This window comes from Mesorhizobium sp. M1078 (assembly GCF_040318615.1).
Lineage (GTDB): Bacteria > Pseudomonadota > Alphaproteobacteria > Rhizobiales > Rhizobiaceae > Mesorhizobium.
Genome location: NZ_JAMYMP010000004.1, coordinates 88,691 through 111,584 on the forward strand (window position 1 = coordinate 88,691; position 22,894 = coordinate 111,584).

17 protein-coding genes are annotated in these 22,894 nt (G+C 64.2%); 7 read left to right on the forward strand and 10 right to left on the reverse strand.

What is annotated here, in order from left to right; genetic code table 11:
* The first annotated feature begins 9 nt into the window (after positions 1–9).
* Both NKH38_RS08190 and NKH38_RS08195 read left to right on the forward strand, forming a co-directional pair.
* The gene (locus NKH38_RS08190) at positions 10–591 is read left to right on the forward strand and encodes an NAD(P)H-dependent oxidoreductase (RefSeq protein WP_352762365.1); all 582 of its coding nucleotides are present in this window, start codon (positions 10–12) and stop codon (positions 589–591) included.
* Complete coding sequence (locus NKH38_RS08195) at positions 591–1,172, forward strand: NAD(P)H-dependent oxidoreductase (protein WP_023731932.1); 582 nt, start codon at positions 591–593, stop codon at positions 1,170–1,172. The genes NKH38_RS08190 and NKH38_RS08195 overlap by 1 nt, the downstream gene beginning before the upstream one ends.
* 171 nt (positions 1,173–1,343) lie before the next feature.
* Here the strand turns inward: NKH38_RS08195 and NKH38_RS08200 are convergent, their stop codons facing one another.
* From NKH38_RS08200 to NKH38_RS08220, 5 genes are all read right to left on the reverse strand, one after another.
* The gene (locus NKH38_RS08200; protein WP_352762361.1) at positions 1,344–3,791 is read right to left on the reverse strand and encodes a GcvT family protein; all 2,448 of its coding nucleotides are present in this window, start codon (positions 3,789–3,791) and stop codon (positions 1,344–1,346) included.
* Positions 3,788–4,969, reverse strand: a complete 1,182-nt coding sequence (locus NKH38_RS08205; RefSeq protein ID WP_023706109.1) for a pyridoxal phosphate-dependent aminotransferase — start codon at positions 4,967–4,969, stop codon at positions 3,788–3,790. Before NKH38_RS08205 ends, NKH38_RS08200 begins: the two co-directional genes overlap by 4 nt.
* Positions 4,969–5,868 (reverse strand): homocysteine S-methyltransferase family protein, encoded by a 900-nt coding sequence (locus tag NKH38_RS08210; protein WP_023730672.1) that lies wholly within the window; start codon positions 5,866–5,868, stop codon positions 4,969–4,971. The genes NKH38_RS08205 and NKH38_RS08210 overlap by 1 nt, the downstream gene beginning before the upstream one ends.
* Entirely contained in the window at positions 5,865–8,318 is a 2,454-nt protein-coding gene (locus NKH38_RS08215; RefSeq protein WP_023730673.1) for a GcvT family protein, read from the reverse strand. The genes NKH38_RS08210 and NKH38_RS08215 overlap by 4 nt, the downstream gene beginning before the upstream one ends.
* Before the next feature lie 95 nt (positions 8,319–8,413).
* Entirely contained in the window at positions 8,414–8,956 is a 543-nt protein-coding gene (locus NKH38_RS08220; RefSeq protein WP_023706106.1) for a helix-turn-helix domain-containing protein, read from the reverse strand.
* Positions 8,957–9,238: 282 nt separating this feature from the next.
* Here NKH38_RS08220 and NKH38_RS08225 point away from each other — a divergent pair, with 282 nt between their 5' ends.
* Positions 9,239–9,943, forward strand: a complete 705-nt coding sequence (locus tag NKH38_RS08225; RefSeq protein WP_023670762.1) for a nitroreductase — start codon at positions 9,239–9,241, stop codon at positions 9,941–9,943.
* Between the two features lie 92 nt (positions 9,944–10,035).
* Here NKH38_RS08225 and NKH38_RS08230 read toward each other — a convergent pair whose 3' ends face one another.
* The 5 genes from NKH38_RS08230 to NKH38_RS08250 all read right to left on the reverse strand — a co-directional run bounded on the left by NKH38_RS08230 (position 10,036) and on the right by NKH38_RS08250 (position 16,667).
* Positions 10,036–11,346, reverse strand: coding sequence for an MFS transporter (locus NKH38_RS08230; RefSeq protein ID WP_352762356.1), 1,311 nt, complete (start codon positions 11,344–11,346; stop codon positions 10,036–10,038).
* Positions 11,347–11,499: 153 nt separating this feature from the next.
* Positions 11,500–12,117, reverse strand: coding sequence for a sarcosine oxidase subunit gamma (locus NKH38_RS08235; RefSeq protein ID WP_352762354.1), 618 nt, complete (start codon positions 12,115–12,117; stop codon positions 11,500–11,502).
* A complete protein-coding gene (locus NKH38_RS08240) occupies positions 12,110–15,103 on the reverse strand; it encodes a sarcosine oxidase subunit alpha (RefSeq protein ID WP_352762352.1) in 2,994 nt (997 codons plus the stop codon). Before NKH38_RS08240 ends, NKH38_RS08235 begins: the two co-directional genes overlap by 8 nt.
* Positions 15,100–15,396, reverse strand: a complete 297-nt coding sequence (locus NKH38_RS08245) for a sarcosine oxidase subunit delta (RefSeq protein WP_023741600.1) — start codon at positions 15,394–15,396, stop codon at positions 15,100–15,102. The genes NKH38_RS08240 and NKH38_RS08245 overlap by 4 nt, the downstream gene beginning before the upstream one ends.
* A gap of 11 nt (positions 15,397–15,407) precedes the next feature.
* Complete coding sequence (locus NKH38_RS08250; protein ID WP_352762350.1) at positions 15,408–16,667, reverse strand: sarcosine oxidase subunit beta family protein; 1,260 nt, start codon at positions 16,665–16,667, stop codon at positions 15,408–15,410.
* Positions 16,668–16,984: 317 nt separating this feature from the next.
* On the opposite strand from NKH38_RS08250, the gene NKH38_RS08255 reads away from it, so the two are divergent.
* The 4 genes from NKH38_RS08255 to NKH38_RS08270 all read left to right on the forward strand — a co-directional run bounded on the left by NKH38_RS08255 (position 16,985) and on the right by NKH38_RS08270 (position 22,879).
* Positions 16,985–19,474 carry a mechanosensitive ion channel family protein gene (locus tag NKH38_RS08255; protein ID WP_352668872.1) on the forward strand — a complete coding sequence of 830 codons (2,490 nt, stop codon included), beginning with the start codon at positions 16,985–16,987 and terminating at the stop codon, positions 19,472–19,474.
* Positions 19,475–19,619: 145 nt separating this feature from the next.
* A complete protein-coding gene (locus tag NKH38_RS08260; protein ID WP_352762348.1) occupies positions 19,620–19,883 on the forward strand; it encodes a hypothetical protein in 264 nt (87 codons plus the stop codon).
* Positions 19,884–20,089: 206 nt separating this feature from the next.
* Positions 20,090–21,523 (forward strand): UbiA family prenyltransferase, encoded by a 1,434-nt coding sequence (locus NKH38_RS08265; protein WP_352762345.1) that lies wholly within the window; start codon positions 20,090–20,092, stop codon positions 21,521–21,523.
* 3 nt (positions 21,524–21,526) lie between these two features.
* Positions 21,527–22,879: an FAD-binding oxidoreductase gene (locus tag NKH38_RS08270; RefSeq protein ID WP_352762343.1), complete on the forward strand. Its 1,353-nt coding sequence runs from the start codon at positions 21,527–21,529 to the stop codon at positions 22,877–22,879.
* The last annotated feature ends 15 nt before the right edge of the window (positions 22,880–22,894 follow it).

Below are 22,894 nucleotides of genomic sequence, written 5' to 3' on the forward strand. Positions count from 1 at the left end.
TATTTCCCCATGAAAGTCCTCGTCCTCTACGCACACCCGGTGGAGACCAGCTTCAATGCAGGTCTGCACCGCACGATCGTCGAGCGGCTGACGGCCGCCGGCCATGAGGTCGACGATTGCGATCTCTATGCAGAGGATTTCGACCCCAGGCTGACGCGCGGGGAGAGGCTGGATTATCATAACCAACGCAGCCCTGCGGACCCGGCCGCGCCCTATGTCGAGCGGCTGCTCAAGGCCGAGGCGCTGGTGCTGTCATATCCCGTCTGGAACTACGGCTTCCCGGCCATCCTGAAAGGCTTTTTCGACCGCGTGTTTCTGCCCGGCGTGTCGTTCAAATTGGTCGACGGCAAGGCGCAGCCTTCGCTCCACAACATCCGCAAGCTGACCGCCGTCACCACCTATGGCGGCAGCCGGTTCCGCGCCATGCTGATGGGCGATCCGCCGCGCAAATTGGTCAAGCGGATGCTGCGCGCGACGATCAGGCCCGGCGCCTCGGTGTCCTACCTCGCGCATTATTCGATGAACCTGTCGACCGACGAGACGCGGGCAGCCTTCATGGCCAAGGTCGCGGCCGGGATGGATGAATTCTGATGCGCGTGCTGGTGGTCTATTGCCATCCGGTGCCCGAAAGCTTTTGCGCCGCCATCAGAGATGCCGCCGTCGATGTGCTGAAGGCACGCGGCTGGGAGGTGCGGCTGCTCGACCTCTATGCGGAGAAATTCGATCCGGTGATGGGCTGCGAAGAGCGACGCGCCTACAATGAGCGGGCGCCGGAGGATCCGGCCCTAAAACCGCATTTCGAGCATCTCGCCTGGGCTGAGGCGATCCTGTTCATCTATCCGACCTGGTGGTACGGGCTGCCGGCCATGCTGAAGGGCTGGCTCGACCGGGTCTGGGCGACCGATGTCGCCTTCAAGCTGGGCAAGGGGCGCATCACGTCGCTGATGACACATGTCACCGGGGTCGGCGTCATCACCACCTGCGGCGCGCCGACCTGGTGGAGCGTCGTCGTCGGCCAGCCCGGCCGCAAGACCTTGCTGCGCGGTATGCGCGCGCTGTGCGCCCGCCGCTGCCGGACGTTTTTCCTGGCGCACTACCTGATGGACGCCTCCACGCCAAGGACGAGGGCGGCGTTTCTGGTGAAGGTGCGGGCGAAGCTGGAGCGGTTTTGAGCTTCTTCACCCTCCCCCTTGTGGGGAGGGTCGCGCAGCAAATGCCGCAAGGCGGCTTTTCCGAAGCGGGGTGGGGGGTCTCGTAGGGCGCACCCCCCCACCCCGTCTCGCAATCGCCGCTTCGCTCCGACTGCGAGCCGACCCTCCCCACAAGGGGAGGGTAAAAAGGTGCTACATCCTCGTCCGTTCCGCCTTGGGATCGTACATCGGTTTCAGCGATGCTTCCGCCGGAAAGCGCTCGCCGGCGATCTCGATCTCATAGGACGAGGCCAGCACATCCGCCTCGCTCTCGCCCTGGCAGGGCACATAGCCCAGCCCGATCGCGCCGCCGAGATGGTGGCCGTAGTTGCCTGATGTGATCGGGCCGACGATCTTGCCGTCGCGAAGGATCGCCTCGTTGTGGAAGAGCAGAGGCTGCGGGTCCTTCAGCCGGAACTGCACCAGCCGGCGCGACAGGCCGGCTTCTTTTTTCTTCAGCACCGCATCGCGACCGATGAACTCGCCCTTGGCGGTTTTGACCGCAAAGCCGAGGCCGGCCTCCAGCACATTGTCCTCGTCGGTGATGTCATGGCCGAAATGCCGAAACGCCTTTTCGATGCGACAGGAATCCAGCGTATGCAGGCCGCAAAGTTTCAGGCCGACATCCGCCCCCGCTTCATCGATCGCCTCGAAGACATGGGCCGCCTGGTCGGTCGAAACATAAAGTTCCCAGCCGAGTTCGCCGACATAGGTGACGCGGTGGGCACGGGCGAGGCCCATGCCGATCTCGATCTCCTGGAAGGTGCCGAATGGATTGTTGTCGTTGGAGAAATCGTTGGGGCTGACTTTCTGGATCAGCTTTCGCGCATCCGGACCCATCAGGCAGAGCACGGCCTCAGCTGCCGTGACATCGGTGATGACTACGAATTCATCCCCGACATGCCGGCGCAGCCAGGCGAGGTCGCGTTGCAGCGTCGCGCCCGGCACGACGAGGAAGTAGGCGGTCTCAGATAGCCGCGACACCGTGAGGTCGCTTTCGATACCGCCGCGCTGGTTGAGCATCTGGGTGTAGACGATCTTGCCCGGCGCCACGTCCATATCGTTGGCGCACAGCCTTTGCAGGAAGGCACAGGCGTCGCGGCCTTCGACACGGATCTTGCCGAACGAGGTCATGTCGAACAGGCCGACCTTGTTGCGGACCGCCAGGTGCTCCTCGCGCTGGTTGTCGAACCAGTTCTGCCGCTTCCAGGAATAGCGGTATTCGCGCTCCTGTCCCTCTCGCGCAAACCAGTTGGCGCGCTCCCAGCCGGCGACTTCGCCGAACACGGCGCCGCGCGCCTTCAGGTGTTCGTGCAGGGGCGAGCGCCTGACATTTCTGGACGTTGCCATCTGCCGGTAGGGGAAGTGATCCGCATAGAGCAGGCCGAGTGTTTCGGAGACACGCTCCTTGAGATACCTACGGTTCTTCTGGAATGGCTGGGCGCGGCGGATGTCGACTTCCCAGAGGTCGAAGGGCGCTTCGCCGTCATTGATCCACTGCGCCAGCGCCATGCCGGCGCCGCCGGACGAGACGATGCCGATGGAATTGTAGCCGGTCGCCATCCAGTAGCCCGACAGCTCCGGCGCTTCGCCGAGATAGTAGCGGTCGTCGGGGGTAAAGCTTTCGGGGCCGTTGAAGAAGGTGTGAATGCCGGCGGTTGCCAGCATCGGCATGCGGTTGACGCCCATTTCGAGGATCGGCTCGAAATGCTCCATGTCCTCGGGAAGCTGGTCGAAGCAGAAATCCTCGCTTATGCCGTCCATGCCCCATGGCTTGGCCACCGGCTCGAAGGCGCCGAGCATCATCTTGCCGGCATCTTCCTTGTAGTAGGCGCATTCATCGGGAACGCGCAGCACCGGTAGACGACCGAGCCCGGGGATCGGCTCGGTGACGAGATAAAAATGTTCGCAGGCATGCAGCGGGATGGTGACGCCGTTCTGGGCGCCGAGCTCGCGCGCCCACATGCCGGCGCAGTTGACGACGATGTCGGCCTCGATCGTTCCCTGGTCCTCGCCTTGCGCCCACGACACACCGGTGACGCGACCGGCCTTGGTATGGACCTTGGTGACCTTCACATTTTCGACGATGGCGGCGCCACGCTGGCGGGCGCCCTTGGCCAGCGCCATGGCGATGTTGGCGGGATCGCACTGGCCGTCGAGCGGCAGATGCACGGCGCCGACCACGTCGGACACGTTGAGATGCGGGTACATCTCCTTGACTTCACCAGGCGAAATCTCGCGCACATCGACATCGAAGGCGCGGGCGAGCGAGGCCTGCCGGTAAATCTCGTGCTTGCGCTCCTCGGTCAGCGCCACGGTGATCGAGCCGACCTGGCGCATGCCGGTGCCGACTTCCGTTTCGGCTTCCAGCTTGACGTAGAGGTCGGCCGAATATTTGGCCAGCCGCGTCATGTTCTGCGAGCCGCGCAGCTGGCCGATCAGGCCGGCGGCGTGCCAGGTCGTCCCCGAGGTCAGCTGCTTGCGTTCCAGCAGCACGATGTCGGTCCAGCCGAGCTTGGCCAGGTGGTAGGCGACCGAACAGCCGGAGACACCGCCGCCGATAATAACCGCGCGGGCCTTGGTGGGAATGCTTCTGGTCATGCGGCCTCGCGGCGATAGCCGGATGCGAAGCGGCGCAGGCGTTTTGCGGCTTCCTGAAGCACCGGCTCCGGTTGGCAGAGGCTGATGCGGATGTGGCCGGCAGCGGCCTTGCCGAAGCTGGAACCCGGCATGACGCCGACACTCTCCTGGTCGAGAAAGGCCCAGGCGAATTTCTCGTCGTCGGGCTCGACGGCGGAGATGTCGAGCATGACATACATGCCGCCCTCCGAGCCGTGCACGCTGATATTGTTCATGCCGCGCACGGCGTCGAGCAGGACGGTGCGGCGCGCCGCATAGCGCTCGGCGATTTCCTTGACGCCATAGCGGTTCTCCAGCGCCTCGGCGCAGGCGATCGAGATGAAGGCCGGCAGGCCGTAGGTCGTCACCAGATTTAGATTGGTCAACAGCGTGATCATCTGCGTCGGGCCGGTCAGCCAGCCCATGCGCCAGCCGGTCATGCCGTGGCTCTTGGACATCGAATTGATGACCAGCGTGCGCTCGGCCATGCCGGGCAGGCCGCGCGGCGAGATGTGCTCGCCGCCGCCGAGCGTCCAGTAGACCTCGTCCGACAGCAGCCAGAGATCGTGCTCGCGGCAGATCTCGGCCAGCTCTTCCAGACGCTCACGCGAATAGACGGCGCCGGTCGGGTTGTTCGGCGTGTTGATCAAAATGGCGCGCGTGTTGGGCTTGAGCGCCGCGCGGATCATCTCGGCGTGCGGCTGGAAACCGTCTTCGGCCGGTGTCTCGACGACGGTGAAGCTGGCGCCGGCGGCGCTGAACGTGTTGGGATAAGTCGCGTAGTAGGGCGCCACCACGATAGCGTGGTCGCCCTGGTCGAGAACGGCCTGCACGGCCGCGTAAAGGGCAGCCTGGCCGCCCGGCGTGGCGATGACTTGGTCAGGTGCCGTCTCCACCCCGGTGCAAGCGGTCGAGGCCGCCGCCATCGCCCTGCGCAGGCGCGGAACGCCGGGAAGCGGGGTGTAGTGGTGGTTGCTGCCGCGAACCGCCGTCACGCAGGCTTCGATCGTCTGGCTCGGCGTATCGAAATCATGGTCGCCGACCGACAGCATGATGATGTCCTGGCCGGCCTCCTTGCGGGCCCATGCCTCGGTGTGGACCTCCCAGCCATCTTTGCCCGAAGGCACGATGCCGGAAATGCGCGATGAGGGTCTGGGCATCAGGATACTCCCGAGATTTCGTGGCCGGCCTGTTCGAGCTGATCGCGCAACGCGGCGATGTGGGCAGGGCCGACTTCGCAGCAGCCGCCGACGATGGTGGCGCCAGCGGCGACCCAGCCGAGCGCCTGGTCGGCATAGGCATCCGGATCAAGGTCGTGGCGTGCGTGCAGCACTTCGACCGTCCCGCCATGCTTGAGCGCTTCGACAGAGGTGAAGCCATTGGCATAGGCGCCGACCGGGCCGCCGAGGGCAATCAATTCGGGCAGTGCCGCGGCGATAGTTTCTGGCCGGCAGCAATTCACCAGGCGCGCTGCAACCGTCAGGCCGTCGAGGGCGTCCGCCGCTGCCGCTATTGTTTCGCCGCTGCGCAGCCGCGCCGCGCCGTGATCGGCGAGCGTCCAAGATACCCAGACAGGTTTGCCGCTTTCCGACGCAGCGGTAACGGCCGCACGGCCTTCCTCGGCTGAGGCCATGGTCTCGCACAGGAACAGGTCGACGCCATCGGCCTGCTCTGCGACGATGCGGCGATAGATGTCCAGCGTCTCCTGGAACGATATGGTCAGCGCCGGCGCATAGCTGCCGAACAGCGGTGATAGGCAGCCGGCGATCGCTGCATCGCCTGCCTCGTCGCGTGCCTGTCTTGCCAATTCGATGCCGCGCTTCTGCAAGGGCTTGAAGAGGTCTTCTGCTCCTTCCCGCGCGAGCCGCTCCGGCGTTGCCGAATAGGTGTTGATGGTGATGACGCGAGCGCCGGCCCGGATGAATTCGGCATGCAGGTCACGCACCAGATCCGGCTCGTCGATCAGCACCCTGGCCGACCAGAGCGGCGTCGGCTCGGAGCTGCTGCGGCGGACCAGTTCCTGGCCCATGCCGCCATCGGTGAGAATGACTTTCTTCATGCTCTCAGTCTTTCGTTTTTCGGATCCCACAGCGGCTCGTCTTTCTGCACGACTGCCTTGAAACGATCGCCAAAAATTTCAATCTCGATCGCGGTATCGGGTTCAGCCAGGTCGGCGCGCAGCATGCCGAGCGCGATCGATTTGTCGATGCGATGCCCCCAGCCGCCGGACGTCGTCTCGCCGACGATCTTGCCGTCATGCCAGAGCGTCGACACGGACGGCGCGTCGCAATCGCCTGGGTTTTCGACCACCAGCGTGACGAAGCGCTTCTTCACGCCTTGCTGCTTTTCGTTCTGCAGGGCTGCCTTGCCGCGGAAGTCGGGCTTGTCCCATTTGACGAAGCGCTCGAGCCCGCCCTGCAGGACCGTATAGTCGGTCGACAGGTCGCCCTTCCAGGTCCGGTAGCCCTTTTCGAGGCGCAGCGAATCCAGCGCATACATGCCGAACGGTTTCAGACCGTGTTTTTGTCCCGCCGCCCAGATGGCGTCGAAGATGGCGGCGGTGTCTCCCACCTTGGTGTGGATTTCCCAGCCGAGTTCGCCGGCGAAGGATACCCGCACCAGCTTCGCCCAGCGGCCGGCGATGGTGGTTTCCTGATGCGTCAGCCAGGGCAGCGAGAGATCCGCGCCACAGACATCGGCCAGGATCTTGCGCGAATTGGGGCCGGCGAGGATTTGCGTCGAATAGTCTTCGGTCCTGTCGGTGAGGGTGAAAGCCGCGTCCTTCGGCAGGCGCGACTTCAGCCATTCGAAATCGTGCCACTGCGCTACCGCCGCGGTGATCAGCGTCATCTGCTCTTCGCCATGGCGCACCACCGACATCTCGGTGACGATGCGGCCCTTGTCGTCGGCGAAATAGGCGAGGCCGATTCGGCCGGGCTTGGGCACCAGACCGGTGACCTGCAGTGCCAGCCATTCGGCTGCGCCAGGACCTTCGAGGTTGAAGCGCGAGAAGCCGGGCAGGTCGAGAATGCAGGCGGCGTCGCGCACCGCCAAGCATTCTTCGCGCACGCGGTGCTGCCACGGCCCGTCGCGGCGGAAGGTGAGTGTTGCTTCTTCCGACGTGTCGTCACCGGGTTGCGCATACCAGGTGGCACGCTCCCAGCCATTATAGGCGTCGAACTGGGCGCCGAGCGCCTTGATGCGATCGTGGATCGGCGACAGCTTGCGGTCGCGCCCGGCCGGCCAGGCATGGCGCGGGAACTGGATGGCGTATTCGTTGCCGTAGATCTCCATGCCCTTGGCGACGCTATAGTCGGGGGCGGCCGCAAAGCTGGTGAAACGGCGCGGATCGCAAGACCACATGTCCCATTCGGTCTGGCCCTGCGTAACCCATTCGGCCAGCACCTTGCCGGCGCCGCCGCCCTGGGCGATGCCGAAGGTGAAGACACAGGCCTCGAACGCGTTGGGAACGCCGGGCATCGGACCGATCAGCGGATTGCCGTCCGGCGCGTAAGGGATCGGCCCGTTGATCACCTTGGACAGGCCGGCAGTGCCGAGAATCGGCACGCGGGCTACGGCATCGGCAAGGTAGTGCTCGAGACGGTCGAGATCGTCGGGGAAGAGCTGGAAGGAAAAATCCTCCGGCATCGGGTCGTTGTGGGTCGCCCAATGCGCGCGGCAATTGCGCTCATAGGGGCCGAGATTCATGCCGTTCTTTTCCTGGCGCAGATAGTAGGAGGTGTCGACGTCGCGCAGCAGCGGCAGCTTCTTGCCCTGCTCCTTCGACCACGCCACCAGTTCGGGTATCTCCTCGAACAAGATGTACTGATGGCTCATCACCATCATCGGGACGTCGCGGCCGAACATTTTGCCGACTTCGGCGGCACGGTAGCCGGCGGCATTGACGACGATCTCGCAGCGGATTTCGCCTTGCGGGGTGACAACCACCCATTCGTCGTTCTCACGGCGCACGCCCGTGGTCGGGCAGAAGCGGATGATCTTTGCCCCCATGTCGCGCGCACCCTTGGCAAGTGCCTGCGTCAGCTGCGCGGGGTCGATGTCGCCGTCGTTTGGATCATAGAGCGCGCCTTTCAATTCATGCGTCTCGATGAAGGGATAGCGGCGCTTGATCTCATCAGGGCCGACAATGTCGATGTCCATGCCCTGGTAGCGGCCCATGCCCTTGGCGCGCTGGAACTCCTGCATGCGCTCCTTGGTGTGGGCGAGCCGCAGCGAGCCGGTAACGTGGTAGTTCATGGGATAGTCGACGGCATCAGCCAAGCCGCGATAGACCTCGGTCGAATAGCGCTGCATGTTCATCAGCGACCAGGACGACGAGAAGGTCGGCACGTTGCCGGCGGCATGCCAGGTCGAGCCCGATGTCAGCTCGTTCTTTTCAAGCAGCACGCAATCGGTCCAGCCCGCCTTGCAAAGGTGGTAGAGCGAGGAGGTGCCGACGACACCGCCTCCGATGATCACCACGCGTGCCGTGGTCGGCAAACCGGCCATATTCTTCTCCCAAACCTGAAGCGCGCTGCGCTTCTATCTTTTTGCTTGACGCATGTCGTTTCCCAAAACCGCTGCACACTTTGGGCCACATGCATTCAATAAACAGGCGGCGAAACCACCCAGATGATCACGGCCGGCTCGGTGCCGGGATTGCGCCAGCGGTACGGCTTGCGCTCGAAGCGGAAGGAATCGCCTTCGCCGAGCCGGTGCCAGACGCCGGCTATCTCGATCTCGAAAATGCCAGAGGCGATGTAGCCGGCTTCCTCGGTCGGCCGCAGCTGCTCGCTCTTCATCTCGGCGCCCGGCGCGAAGATCGAACGCACCATCTCGAAACTACCGCCGAGATCGGGCGACAGAAGCTCCTCCACCAGGCCGGATTCGCTTGTGCCAAGCGTGCGCCGGCTGCCGGCGCGCACGACAACGCCGCGCTCCTTCTCGATCGGCACGTCGTGGCTGAAGAACAGGCTGAGCGGCACGCCGAACAGGTCTGCGAAGGCCCTGAGGTCGCCAAGTGAAGGGATAGACAGGCCGCGCTCGACCTGACTGACCCAGCCGACAGAGCGGCCAAGCTTCAGCGCGATCTCAGCCAGCGTCAGCCCACGCGCCTTGCGCAGCGCACGGATGTCGCTTGCCAACAGGCGCTCCTCAGGTCCCTGCAATGTTTTGGGAATAGCTGGGGGCAAAACGCTCACTTGATGAAAATCTGGAAATGAATTTCATGAGAGCTCATGTCCGTGAAAAAATCAAGCGAATTTTCATGGGCACACAAGATTTGCTTGCGCCATTTTGGCGGTTCATGCAAAGGCTCTGGCACGAGCGGCGGGTGTGGGAATGCGGGTCGGCGACCAAGGATTGAAATCTGCGCAAGGTCTTCTCCGATAGCCGGTTCGGCTTTCGAAGTGTGCGCAAAGGGACGGCCCATGCTGGAAAAAAACGGCCTGGCAGCGCATAACGCGGCTGTTGTCGACGAGGCGATCATCTCGCGCCGTTCAGTGCGTGCCTTCCTGCCCGACATGGTCGATGACGAGACGATCCGAGCCATTCTTGGCGTCGCCGCGCGCGCGCCTTCGGGCACCAATATGCAGCCTTGGCGGGTCTATGTCGTCAAGGGCGAGGTCAAGCAGCAGATCACCGATGCCATCCTGAATTCCGGTATCCGCGCCGAAAAGGCCGATTGGGACGAGTATCGCTATTATCCCACCCAGTTCTTCGAGCCGTATCTCACCCGCCGCCGCGCCAACGGTTTCGGGCTCTATGGGGCACTCGGCATCGGCCGCCGCGAGGTCGACAAGATGCGCGCCCAGCACGACCGCAACTTCGTCTTCTTCGACGCGCCGGTCGGCATGATCTTCACCATCGACCGGCGGCTGAACCAGGGCTCGTGGATCGACTACGGAATGTTCCTGCAGAACATCATGGTGGCGGCGCGAGGCAGGGGCCTGCACACCTGCCCGCAGGCCGCCTTCGCGCCCTATCACCGGCAGATCCGGCCGGTGCTCAACATCCCCGACGAGGAGATCGTCGTCTGCGGCATGGCGCTCGGCCTTGAGGATACGTCGAAACCCGAAAACGACTTCCGCACCGACCGCGTGCCGCTGGAAGAGTGGGTGACGTTCAGCGGATAGGCCTCGGCTACCGGGGCCTTATTCCACGTTCATCTGCGCGCCATGGCCGCTGACATGGGCGCCGTCCTGCGGTGTCAGTCTGAGATAGGCGATCAGCGCGCACAAAGTGATGACGCCCTCGACAACAGCGCCGCCGCCAGGCCGACGCTGATCGCCACCCCCAACTGCCACAGTATGTAGTAGAGCGCGCTGAAGCGGGCGAGCTGGTCGGGCGCGATGTCGGAATAGGCGAGATTGCCGGTCGAAGCCCACTGCGCCGAGCGCAGAACGCCGAAGGCAAAGATATAGACGAGCACGATCCAGACCGGCGTTGTCGCCTCAATCAAGGCGAAGCCCGCTACCATGGCAGCAACGATCGGCGTGTTGACGACCAGCACGCGGCGAAAGCCGAAACGGTTGAGCAGGCGCGGCATGAAGACACGCATGATCAGCGAGCCGATTGCGGCGACGAAAGTCAGCGATCCCGCCTGCACCGCGCTCATGCCCAAGCCGAGCTGGAACATCAGCGGCAAAAGGAAAACGACCGAGCTCAGGCCGATCGTGTCCAGCCCACCACCGGTGAGGAATGAGATGCGAAAGGTGCGGATGCGCAGGAGTTTCAGGTCAAGCAAGGGGTTGCGGGCGCGCAGGCAGTAGAAGGAGGCAAGCGTCAGGATGACGATCGCCAGCGCCAGCTCGGCCGCGATCATGCTGCCGGCGGCGTCTTTGGCCGCAAGCGAATCCATGCCGAAGACCAGCAGGACCATGCCGCTGCCGACCAGCAGGAAGCCCGGGAAATCGAATGGCGTGCGCACCGGTTTGGTAACGGCCGGAAACAGCGACGCGGCAAGAACGGCCGCGGCCAGCGCGAACGGCACGTTGATGAAGAAGATCCAGCGCCAGGAAATGTAGGTCGTCAGCGCGCCGCCGACCAGCGGGCCGACCAGCGGTCCGGACTGGCCGGCCAGCGAAATATACATGTTGATCGTCAGCGTGCGGCTGCGCGGGAAGGTCGACAGGATGACGACCTGGCCGAGCGTCCCCATCAAGGCGCCGCCGAAGCCTTGCAGCGCGCGGGCGCCGACCAGCGTCCAGATGTCGTTGGACAATCCGCACAGCGCCGATGACGCGGCGAACACCAGCAAGGCGAAGCAATAAACGTTGCGCAAGCCGAAGCGGTCGGCCGCCCAGCCGCCGAGCGGCATCGAGATGATCAGGCTGGCGACATAGACAGTGATCAACAGGCCGAGCTGGCTCGGCGGCCGGCCGAGGCTGTCGCTGATACCGGGCAGGGCGGTGACCACGACATTCTGGTCGAGGCTGGTCATGAACACGCCGCAGGCGACCGTCAGCGGCAGCAGGAGCAAGGCTCTGGCCGACACATCGGCGCGATCCGTGGCGCCGGCGGATAGTTCTGCGGTCATGGGGATGTTCGAACCAAACGACGATGCCGACTCTGAGACGGGATTTTTTTAATCCCCTGGGCCGGTTGGGCCACGTTTCCCACCATGGGCTTCCATTGGAGCATTCTCTAGCGGCAGAACCGGCTGGCCTTGAGGCCAGAACGGCTTTTGGCCCTACTGAACCTCGTAGCCGACCTCCTCGCTGGCATGGCAGAGCGCCTTCCAGAACGAGCGGGCGAAGGAGCGGAAGACATAGATGTCGAACTGGTCGGTGCCGGTGCGCTGGATCTGCGCAAAGACGTCGTGATGGGTGGTCGAACGGCCGGAGCCGATCGGGAAGGCGGGCAGCGCAACATCGATGGCGAAGAATTTCGCCAGCACCCATTCGGCCTTAGGGCCGGCGATGCGGATAGCGGTGCGGCCATGCGACAGGTCGGTGATCGTGCCGATTGCCGGGGTTACGTCCCCGGCAAAACGCGTCGCCAGGCCCTCGGCATCGTCGACGGCGGTGAATTTTCCAGGCGCGAAACCGAACGCGGCCTTGCCGTCCTTGGCAACGCCGCCGCCGGCGCCATCGGGCAAATCTAGGCCGGTGACCTTGCGGATCGCTTCGATCAGCTGCTTTTCCGCGCCCGGCCATGCGGCCAGCTGCAGAATCGAGCCTGGCCTGATTTCGGTCAGAATGACATCGACGCCATGCTCGAAGTTGCCGTGCGAACCCGGATGGAACACCGGCTCGAGCGGCGAGAGCCGCTCGGGTGGCTGGCGTTCACGTGATTGGCGCTCAGCCATGCATGCGGCTCCCGTCCGGGTCGTAGAAATGGTTGGAGACGATTTCGACCGGCCCGAACCGCTTGCGCAGCGGATCGGAGACGAATGCCCGGGTGCCATGGCGCGCCTTGCCGCCCTCGACCAAAGCCAGCGCGATGTGCTTGCCCAGCGCCGGCGAGTAGCAGCAGGCGGTGATATGGCCGATGGAGTCGTGCGGATTGGCTTCGTCCAGTTCCTCGACGAGGTGGGCTCCGCCATTGAACGGCCGATGGTCGAGCGAGACCAGACCGACCAGCTGCAGCCGCTCGGGCGCGATCAGGCCTTCGCGGTCCATCATCGCCGAGCCGATGAACGGCTTCTTCTTCGACAGCATCCAGTCGAGATGCAGGTCGCGCGCCGTGGTGCGGCCGTCGATCTCCGCGCCGGTGACATGGCCCTTTTCGATGCGCATCGTGCCCAACGCCTCCAGCCCGTAGGTGACCAGGCCGAACGGCTTGCCGGCTTCGATAAGGGCTTCCCAGACATGGGTGCCGTAGCCGGCGCCGCAATAGACCTCGAAGGCCATTTCTCCGGAGAAGGACAGCCGGCAAATCATCACCGGCACGCCTGATATCTCGCCGCGCACGATGCCCATGAAGGGCAGGGCTGTGTTGTCGACCGCAGTGCCGGTGACACAGGCGGCGAGGATGGCCCGCGCCTTCGGCCCGCCGATGGCCGCGCCCGCCCATTCGTCGGTTGCCGAGGTGACATGCACTTTGAGTTCCGGCCAGATGACGTCGAGGAAATATTCCAGATGCTGCATCACCTTGCCGGCGTTGGCCGTGGTGGTCGTCATCAGGAAATCCCGTTCGCCAAGCCGCCATGTGGTGCCGTCGTCGAAGGCCAGCCCATCCTCGCGCAGCATCAGGCCGTAGCGGGCCTTGCCGACGGGGAGGGTAGAAAACATGTTGGTGTAGACGCGGTCGAGGAATTCACCGGCATCCGGTCCCTGCACGGCGATCTTGCCCAGCGTCGAGACGTCGACAATGCCGGCACTTTCGCGCGTCGCCCTGGCTTCACGGACATAGGCCTGTTCGACCGTCTCGCCGGCAAGGCCGTAGATCATTGGCCGATACCAGAGCCCGGCGGAATACATCGTCGCGCCATTGGCGAGGTGCCAGTCATGCATCGGCGTCAGCCGCTCCGGCTTCAGATCGCCGAAACGCTCGGCCGCGAGCGAGCCAATCGACACCGCGGAGTAGGGAGGGCGGAAGCGCGTCGTTCCGACTTCGGGGATCGGTTTGCCCAACGCCTCGGCCATGATGGCGAGGCCCGGAACGTTGGAGTTCTTGCCCTGGTCGGTCGCCATGCCGAGCGTGGTGTAGCGCTTCAGATGCTCGACGGAGACAAAACCTTCGCGATGCGCCAGCCGCACGTCTTCGGCAGTCACGTCATGCTGGAAGTCGACGAAGCTTTTTCCCTTGGCTTTGATCTCGAACACCGGCGCCGGATCGGGGTTTCCCGGGGCTGCTTCGACATCCGGCAAAGCTGCCGGCGCAGCCGCTCCGCCCGCGGCGGACAGGCCGGCTGCACGGCCCTCAGTGATGGCTTCGACGGTCGAAAAGCTGCCGTTGAAAGCGCCGGCGCCAATCCATTGCCGAGTCGGTTTCGGCGGCAGGAAGGCCTGGCGGGCAGGGTTCCACTCGGCTCTCGCGCCAGCCTGGCTGGCGAGATGGATGGTCGGCGACCAGCCGCCCGACATCAGCAGGCTATCGGCGTGGATGCTGCGGGCGTCACCGCTGAGCGCGCCCGAGTTCATGTCGAAGCGCTGCACCTTGAGGCCGGAGAGCGCCTTGCCGCCTTCGGTGGCGACCACGGCATGGCCGGAGAGGATTTCGGCTTCGGCCTCGGTGGCGAGGCTGCGCATTTCGGCCGAAAGCTCGGGGCGCACATCGACGATGGCGACAATAGCTGCCCCGGCCTTCCTCAGCGCCAGAGCCGAGCGATAGGCGCTGTCATTGTTGGTGAACAGCGCGATCCTGTCGCCGGGCAGCACGCCATAATCGTTAGCATAGCGCTCGGCGGCATGCGCCAGCATGACGCCCGGCCGGTCATTGCCGGGGAACACAAGCGGCCGCTCGAAAGAGCCGGTGGCCAGCACCACCGTCTTGGCGCGGATCGCCCAGTAGCGATGGCGCGGCTCGCCCTTGCCGGGCGTTTCCTTGTGGTCGGTGACGCGCTCGAGCGCGGCTAGCGTGTTGCCGTCATAATAGCCCCACACCGTGGTGCGCGGCAGCAGGCGGACCGTGTCATGGCCTTCGAGCTGGCTGACGGCGCGCGCCGCCCAGTCGGCGGCCGGCGCGCCGTCGATGGCCTCGCCGGACCAGTTGGCCGAGCCGCCGAAACGCGGTTCGAGCTCGGCCAGGATGACGCGCGCGCCCTGGTCGGCAGCGGCCTTGGCGGCTGACAGGCCGGCCGGGCCGGAGCCGACCACCAGCACGTCGCAAAACGCGTTCATGCGCTCGTAGCGCGAGGTGTCGGCGGCAATACCGGCGCGGCCCAGGCCGGCGGCGCGGCGGATGAAATGCTCGCAGAACATCCAGAATCTGGTGCCCTTCAGCGGGCCGAAGACCGGACCCATGAAGGTCTTGTAGTAGAAGCCGGCGGCCAGGATCTTGCCGCCGAGCTGGTTGACGGCGTTGATGTCCCAGGCGAGCGAGGGAAAGCGGTTCTGGCTGACGGCCACCAGCCCGTCATAGATCTCGACCATGGTTGCGGCGATGTTGGGCTCGCGCACTTCGCCGCGCAGCACCGTCACCAGCGCGTTCGGTTCCTCGACGCCGGCCGAGAGCAGGCCGCGCGGGCGGTGGTATTTGAACGAGCGGCCGAACAGCGTCACGCCGTTGGCAAGCAGCGCCGAGGCCAGCGTGTCGCCGCCATGGCCGGTGTAAGGCGTGCCGTCGAAGGTGAAGCGGATGGTGCGCAGGCGGTCGATGCGGCCGCCGGTCTCGGTGCGGCGCGGGCTCACGACTTGCCTCCGGCTTTGTGCCGGGCACCGGCATTGTGGTCGACGCGGGCGAAACCGGTGCTGGAAATCTCATGCGTGACCGTGTTGCGCACCATCCTCAGATGGGTGCGGCAACCGCCGGAATGCTGCCAGATCTCATTGTGGTCGCCGGCCGGGTTCAGGCGGTCGTAGACATAGGCGTTCCAGGCGTCGAGGTCCTGCGAGTTGGGCTGCGGGCGCTCGCGGTTGCCGTCGCCCTGATAGGTGAACTCGATGACGTCGCGCGGGCCGCAATAGGGACAAGTGATAAGCATTTGTTTGAACCCTAATGCAGCCGGGGCGTTGCGCCCTGGCCCTTGTCGTCGATCACCAGGCCGCGATAAAAACGGTCGAGCGTGAACGGCGCGTTGAGCGCGTGCGGCTCGTCCTTGGCGATGGTGTATGCAAAGCACCAGCCCGAGGCCGGCGTCGCCTTGAAGCCGCCATAGCACCAGCCGCAATTGAGATACATGCCCGGCAGCGGGCCGGTGGTGATGATCGGCGAACCGTCCATCGACATGTCGCAGACGCCGCCCCAGGAGCGCAGCATGCGTACACGCGCAAGGCCGGGAAACAGCGCCAGCATCTCGCTCATCACCTCGTCGACGATGGGCAGATTACCGCGCTGGGCGTAGCTGTTGTAGCCGTCGATATCGCCGCCATAGACGAGGCCGCCCTTGTCGGACTGCGACATGTAGAAATGACCCATGCCGAAGGTCAGGACCGTGTTGCAGAACGGTTTCAGCGACTCTGTCACGAAGGCCTGCAGCACATGGCTCTCGATCGGCATGCTATCGATGCCGGCAAGCTGCATCACCCGCCCGGTGCTGCCGGCAACGGCCACGGCGACTTTCTTGCCGCGGATCTCTCCGCGCGTCGTCTGCACGCCGGTGATGCGGTCGCCGTCGCGCAGGAAGCCGGTGACCTCGCAATTCTCGACGATGTCGACGCCGCGTCGGTCGGCGCCGCGCGCATAGCCCCAGGCAACCGCATCGTGCCGGGCGGTGCCGGCGCGTGGCTGCATCAGGCCGCCGACGATGGGAAAGCGCGCGGAGGCCGACATGTCCAGCGCCGGGACCAGGCGCGCGATCTCGGCGGTGCTCATCAGCTCGGCATCGACGCCGAGATGGCGCATGGCGTTGCCGCGCCTGGCCAAGTCGTCGAACTGGCCCGGCGTGTGAGCCAGGTTCAGGCAGCCGCGCTGCGAGAACATGACGTTGTAGTTGAGGTCGTGCGACAGGTTCTCCCACATCTTCATCGAATGTTCGTAGAAGCGGGTGTTGGACGGCAAAAGGTAGTTGGAGCGCACCGCCGTGGTGTTACGGCCGACATTGCCGGAACCCAGCCAGCCCTTTTCCAGCACCGCGACATTGGTGATGCCGTGCTCCTTGGCCAGATAGTACGCCGTCGACAGGCCGTGGCCGCCGCCACCGATGATGATGACGTCATAGGAAGCCTTGGGGTCGGGCTTGCGCCAGGCCGGCTTCCAGTCCTTGTTTCCCTTGAGCGCGTTCGTGAGAAGCGAAAGGGCTGAATATTCCGCCATTCTTCATGTCATCCCTAGAGCATGATGCCGAAAAGTGTGAAGCGGTTTTCGGACGACATCATGCTCTATATCTTTGATTTCTAGAGCCGGAAGGTTTCAGGTCGGACAGACCTGAAACCTTCCGGCTCGGCGCGATGCGGCAGACTATAGAGCAGGCGGCGGGCGCAAAGCCAAGATTGCGCCATGGCTTTTCGACTGGCCGACTCCCGCAAGGCGCCCAACTGCGATGACTTCGCCACGACTTGCCCCACGGGATGAGCGTCTCTATCAAGGACCGCTTTAGAAGCGGCCTTGCCGCCCTTTGAGTCGCCACCATTATGCTTTTTCGCTTCTTTCGCCTGATCCTGGTCCTCGCGCTCGTTGCCTTGGCGCCGCATTCGTTCGGCGCGATGGCGCAGGGGCTGGGCCAGGCGCCTGCCGGGCTGGTCGCCGACCAGCAGAAAATCCTGCAGGGTTTGACGACGAAAACCGACGCTCTGGAGAAGAAAGTCCAGGAGGACGGCGTCGACGACACCACCCTCGTCGAGATCCGCCTGCAGCTGGAAGAGCTGTCGCGCGCTGCGCTGAACAGCGCGCTGGCGTTCCGGTCCCGGCTGGGGGAGATCAATTCGAGGCTTGAGCAGCTTGGTGCGCCCCCGGCTGCCGGACAGCCGCCTGAACCGGATATCGTTACCGGCGAGCGCCAGGCGCTGGCGTCGGAAAAGGCGGAGATCAACGCCGTCATCGCCGGCGCGCAGAACCTGTCTATCCGCATCAATGCGCTGATCGAGAAGATCGGCAATATGCGCAGCGAGCTGTTTCGCAGCGGGCTGACCAAGCGCTATGTGCTGTCCGATGCACTGAGCCCGCAAGTGTTTTCCGACGCCAGGGACGAATACGCCAATTTTTACAGGGCGGTGTCGTCCTGGCTGAGCTTTGCCTTCAAGTTCAAGTTCCAGGCGATGCTCGCGGCGACCCTCATGGCGCTTGCGTTGGCCGTGGTGCTTCTGGTCGGTGGGCGCCGCCTGTTTGGGCGCATCTTCGAGGCCGACGCGTCGGTTGAAGATCCGACGTATCTCAGTCGCCTGTCGGTGGCGTTCTGGTCGACCTTGCTGCCGACGCTGGCGGTCAGCGCCTTCCTCGCCTCGACAGTGTTCCTGTACAATTACTACAATGTGCTGCGCGGCGACATAGGCGTGTTCCTCAACGCTCTGGCAGCCGTCATCGCCATAGTGTTCTGTGTCAACCGCCTGACCAATGCGGCGCTGTCGCCCAGCATGCCGAACTGGCGCCTGATCCAGGTCGAGACCGGCCCGGCGCGTTGGCTGGTGCGGCTGACGACGGCCATGGCAGTCGTCATCGGCATCAACAATTTCCTGTCGATCGTCAACGACAAGATGGGCTCGCCCCTGTCGCTGACGGTGGCCAGGAGTTTTGTCGCCACGGTCATCGTGGGCGTCATCCTGATCCTTATGGCGCTGCTGAAGCCTTACAAGGACGCCGACGGGCGCTGGCGCCCCTGGCCGGCCTGGCTGCGCTACACCTGTGTCGCGCTCGGCCTGTTCACGATTGCGGCGGCGCTGTTCGGCTATATCGGTCTTGCCATCTTCGTCTCGTTGCAGGTCGTGGTCACCGGCACCATCCTGCTCACCGCCTATATCGGCTTCCTGTCGGCGCGCGAGATCGGCGAGGAGGGTGGTTTCGCCGGCACGTCCATCGGGCGCTGGCTGAAGACCAATTCCAGCTATGAGGACACCGCGCTCGACCAGCTCGGCCTCGTCGTCAGCGTCGCCATCAACCTGATGATCGTGCTGGTGTTCCTGCCGCTGATCCTGTTGATGTGGGGCTTCCAGCCCGGCGATATCCAGGCCTGGGGCTATAAATTGGCGACAGGCGTCACCGTCGGTTCGGTGACGATTTCGGTCACCGGCATCCTCACCGGCATCGTCGTCTTCATCATCGGCTATTTCCTGACCCGCTGGTTCCAGGGCTGGCTCGACGGCTCGGTAATGGCGCGCGGCAAGGTCGATACCGGCGTGCGCAACTCGATCCGGCTGGCGGTCGGCTATGCCGGCGTCGCGCTCGCTGGGCTCGTCGGCATCTCGGCGGCGGGCATCGATCTCTCCAACCTGGCGCTCGTTGCAGGCGCACTCTCGCTGGGTATCGGCTTTGGCCTGCAGAATGTCGTGTCCAACTTCGTGTCCGGCCTGATCCTTCTCGCCGAGCGGCCGTTCAAGGTCGGCGACTGGATCGTCGCCGGCGACACATCAGGCACGGTCAAGAAGATCAGCGTGCGCGCCACCGAAATCGAGACCTTCCAGCGGCAATCGGTGATCCTGCCCAATTCGAACCTCATCAACAACGCCGTCGGCAACTGGACGCACCGCAACAAGCTCGGACGTGTGGAGATCAAGGTCGGGGTCGCCTATGGCAGCGACGTCAAGCGGGTACACGCGGTCCTGCTTGAGATTGCGCGCGGCCATGCGCTGGTGCTGAAGAACCCGGAACCCTTCGTGCTGTTCACCAATTTCGGGCCGGCAGCACTCGAGTTCGAGATCCGCGTGTTCCTGGCCGATGTGCTGAACGGCGCCATCGTTCAGAACGATATCCGCTTTGCCGTTCTCGATGCTTTTGACGCCGAGCACATAGAAATCCCCTCGACGCCGCGCGCCGAGGTCAAGGTCAAGAAGACCGACGCATGGCCGATCGACGACGACAAGATCGAGGTCGAGTTCGCCGAGAAGGAGCAGGCGGAGGCCAGAGCCGCCGCCGAGGCGAAGCGGCTGGCCAAAACTGGTCGCAAGGCCCGCAAACCCGATCCCAGCTAAGGCCCCAAGCTCCTCCCAAACCAATTGCGGCATGAATGCGGCATTCAGTTGCGGTTCAGCTTGCATCTCATATAAGCTCACATGCAGAGGCGAGAATGCCTTGCGAAATGCAACAGAGGCGGTGTGGAAACACCGATATTGCAAAATGTGGAAGTCGCTCGTCGTCGCCATCGCTCTTACCGCAGCGAGTGGCTCGGCCTTTGCCGCCAGCGCGGTCAACAAGGATGCTGAGACCCGTACGCTGATCGTGACGGAAGGCGGCGGCAAGACGGAGCTGGCGCTGGCCGCCGGCGAAACCGCGGAATTCTGCCCGAACGGCTGTTTTGTCACCTTGCCCAATGGTGACCTCGAGGCCCTGACCGGCTCGGAAACGGTCGAAATCTCGGGTGGCGTTGCCCGCATCAAGTAAGTCGGCAGGCAAATGTAGTAGAGGCCGGGCAATGCCCGGCCTTTTCTCGTCTACGGCAACGGTTGCTTAACGATGACGAGGGAAATACCCCGGCGCATATCCGTTGCAACCAGACGTTTTAACGTTCGTTGCGCCGTTGCTCGCTATGCCGGATACCAAGACGCCGAAACGTGGCGCGACGGGTTTTTGAGCTGGGCAGGAAAGATATGGATGCGCGGTCGGACAAGAACGCAATCCCGCTTGCGGTCGACCTCGACGGCACGCTGATTGCGACCGATCTTCTTTGGGAAGGCCTGTTCATCCTGCTCAAGAAGAATCCGCTCTATGTTTTCCTGGTTCCGTTCTGGCTGGCCGCCGGCCTGGCGCGGCTGAAACAAGCGATTGCCGACCGCATCGACATCGATCCGGCCTCGCTGCCCTATCGCGAAGCGCTGCTGCAGCGGCTGCGCGCCGACCATCGCGACGGACGCAAGATCGTGCTGGCGACCGGTACGCCACGCAAGTTCGCCGAGACAATCGCCGCGCATCTGGGCGTCTTCGACTATGTGCTGGCGACCGACGGTCCCCACAACATGACCTCGGACCGCAAGCGCGACGCGCTCATCGCCGCCTATGGCGACGGCGGTTTCGACTATGCCGGCAACAGCCGGCACGACCTCAAGGTTTTCGGAGCCGCACGCAACGCCATCGTCGTGGCGCCCGACCGCCATGCGAGGCGCTGGCAGGCCGCGCATAGCGCCGAAAGGATGCCGGCGCCGAAAAGGACATTGAAGACATTCGTCAAGATGCTGCGGGTGCATCAGTGGCTGAAGAATTCGCTGATCGCGGTGCCGATGGTGCTGTCGCATGAATACTTCAACATCAACATGATCTGGCAATGCCTGCTGGCGTTCGTCGCCTTCAGCGCCGTGGCTTCCGCCATCTACATCCTCAACGATTTCTTCGACCTTGCGCTCGACCGCAAGCATCCGACCAAACGCAACCGGCCTTTCGCCAGCGGCGCTTTGTCGATCCCGTTCGGTCTCGGCGCGATGGCCGCTCTGCTGACGATCGGCATCGCCGCCGGGCTTCTGTTGCCGATCGAGTTCCTGGGCGTGCTCGCCGGCTATCTGGTGGTGACCACAGCCTATTCGCTGTCGTTCAAGCGCATGCTCCTGGCCGACGTACTGACGCTGGCCGGGCTCTACACAGTGCGTGTGCTGGCAGGTGCTGCGGCGACCGGGGTCGAAGTCTCGTTCTGGCTGCTCGCCTTCTCGATTTTCTTCTTCCTGTCGCTGGCGCTGGTGAAGCGCTATGTCGAACTGCGCACCACAGCCATTCCGGTGGGCGAGCGCATTGCCGGTCGCGGCTACCGCATCGAAGATCAGGAGATCGTCGCCCAGGCGGGCATGGCGTCGGCCTTCTCCTCGGCGCTGGTGCTGGCGCTCTACATGGACAGCGTCGCGGTACGCGAACTCTATCCGCATCCCTGGCTGGTCTGGCCGCTGGCGCCGATCGTGCTGTATTTGACCATGCGGGTCTGGATCCTGGCGCGCCGCAACGAGATGAATGATGATCCGGTCATCTTCATCATTCGCGACTGGCGAAGCCAGATCGTCGTGGTGATCGGCGCCGCCCTTCTGGTCGCGGGAGGCTGGTAGGGCATGGCCGGCGAACGGTACCGGAGTTTTGGCCTCGCCACGCCGGCCGCAAAGCGAGCCATCGCGGCCGACGATGCCATCGCGCTGATGCGGAGCGGCAAGGCGACAAAGAACGCCTTGCTCGCCTATGGCAATGGCCGCTCCTACGGCGATTCCTGCCAGAACGAGCCAGGTGCGGTCGTGGACATGCGGCCGCTGAACCGCATCGGCGCCTTCAATGCCGAGACCGGCCTGCTCGAGGCGGAGGCCGGCGTGTTCCTCTCCGATATCATTGCGCACACTGCACCTTACGGTTTCTTTCCGACTGTGGTCCCAGGCACCCAGTTCGTCACCCTTGGCGGCGCGATCGCCAATGACGTCCATGGCAAGAACCATCACCGGCGCGGCACCTTTGGCTGCCATGTCGAGTCGTTCACGCTGCTGCGCTCGGACGGGCGGACATACACCTGCTCGGCAACCGACAATGCAAGGCTGTTTGCGGCGACGATCGGCGGCATGGGGCTGACCGGCCTGATCCTGTCGGCCTCGATCCGGCTGATGCGGGTGCATTCGCTCGATATCGCCGAGAAGGTAACGCGGTTTGCCGATCTTAGCGAATTCTTCGAACTGGCCGAGGCCGCCGACCAGGCGAATGAATATGCCGTCGCCTGGATCGACCAGCTTGCCGGCGGCCATGGCCGCGGGCGCGGCCTGTTGTTGACAGGCAATCATGCCGAGTATGGCTCGCATGCGGCGTCTCGCGCCGGCTCCCGTTTTTCAGTGCCGTTCCAGCCGCCGTTCAATGTGCTCAACCGGCCGTTCCTCACCGCCTTCAACGCCGCCTATCGGTGGAAGAAGGGGCGCTCGCCGGGGCCGAGCCAAACCGGCTACCAGGGCTTTTTCTTTCCGCTTGATGGTGTCGGCGACTGGAATCGGCTGTATGGCCCGAAAGGCCTCTACCAGCACCAGAGCGTGGTGCCGGAAAATGTCGCGCGTCAGACCGTGCCGGCGCTGCTCGAGGCGGCGCGACGGGCCGGGCAGGGCTCTTTCCTCACCGTGTTGAAGCGCTTCGGCTCGATCCGCTCGCCGGGGCTGCTGTCCTTTCCGCGGCCAGGCTTCACGTTGACGCTGGATTTCCCCAATCGCGGCGACAGGACGCTGGCCCTGCTCAGCGAACTTGACCGCATCACGGTCGCGGCCGGCGGCGCGGTCAACCCGTACAAGGATGCGCGCATGGGCGCTGATACTTTCGCGGCCTCCTTCCCGAATTGGCAGCGGCTTGAAGCGCTGCGCGACCCGGCGTTCGTGTCCAGTTTCTGGCTGCGGACGGCGAAAAAGCTCAACGACCGGCCAGGGCGCGTCAAGGCAGCTGAATAGGTACAACCCGAATAA

What these genes read in the sequence shown, in the direction of transcription:
- NKH38_RS08195 (WP_023731932.1), top strand. Translation starts at nt 591, where the DNA reads ATGCGCGTGCTGGTGGTCTATTGCCATCCGGTGCCCGAAAGCTTTTGC.
- NKH38_RS08230 (WP_352762356.1), bottom strand. Translation starts at nt 11,346, where the DNA reads ATGACCGCAGAACTATCCGCCGGCGCCACGGATCGCGCCGATGTGTCG.
- NKH38_RS08190 (WP_352762365.1), top strand. Translation starts at nt 10, where the DNA reads ATGAAAGTCCTCGTCCTCTACGCACACCCGGTGGAGACCAGCTTCAAT.
- NKH38_RS08235 (WP_352762354.1), bottom strand. Translation starts at nt 12,117, where the DNA reads ATGGCTGAGCGCCAATCACGTGAACGCCAGCCACCCGAGCGGCTCTCG.
- NKH38_RS08270 (WP_352762343.1), top strand. Translation starts at nt 21,527, where the DNA reads ATGGCCGGCGAACGGTACCGGAGTTTTGGCCTCGCCACGCCGGCCGCA.
- NKH38_RS08200 (WP_352762361.1), bottom strand. Translation starts at nt 3,791, where the DNA reads ATGACCAGAAGCATTCCCACCAAGGCCCGCGCGGTTATTATCGGCGGC.
- NKH38_RS08205 (WP_023706109.1), bottom strand. Translation starts at nt 4,969, where the DNA reads ATGCCCAGACCCTCATCGCGCATTTCCGGCATCGTGCCTTCGGGCAAA.
- NKH38_RS08215 (WP_023730673.1), bottom strand. Translation starts at nt 8,318, where the DNA reads ATGGCCGGTTTGCCGACCACGGCACGCGTGGTGATCATCGGAGGCGGT.
- NKH38_RS08250 (WP_352762350.1), bottom strand. Translation starts at nt 16,667, where the DNA reads ATGGCGGAATATTCAGCCCTTTCGCTTCTCACGAACGCGCTCAAGGGA.
- NKH38_RS08210 (WP_023730672.1), bottom strand. Translation starts at nt 5,868, where the DNA reads ATGAAGAAAGTCATTCTCACCGATGGCGGCATGGGCCAGGAACTGGTC.
- NKH38_RS08225 (WP_023670762.1), top strand. Translation starts at nt 9,239, where the DNA reads ATGCTGGAAAAAAACGGCCTGGCAGCGCATAACGCGGCTGTTGTCGAC.
- NKH38_RS08265 (WP_352762345.1), top strand. Translation starts at nt 20,090, where the DNA reads ATGGATGCGCGGTCGGACAAGAACGCAATCCCGCTTGCGGTCGACCTC.
- NKH38_RS08255 (WP_352668872.1), top strand. Translation starts at nt 16,985, where the DNA reads ATGCTTTTTCGCTTCTTTCGCCTGATCCTGGTCCTCGCGCTCGTTGCC.
- NKH38_RS08260 (WP_352762348.1), top strand. Translation starts at nt 19,620, where the DNA reads ATGTGGAAGTCGCTCGTCGTCGCCATCGCTCTTACCGCAGCGAGTGGC.
- NKH38_RS08245 (WP_023741600.1), bottom strand. Translation starts at nt 15,396, where the DNA reads ATGCTTATCACTTGTCCCTATTGCGGCCCGCGCGACGTCATCGAGTTC.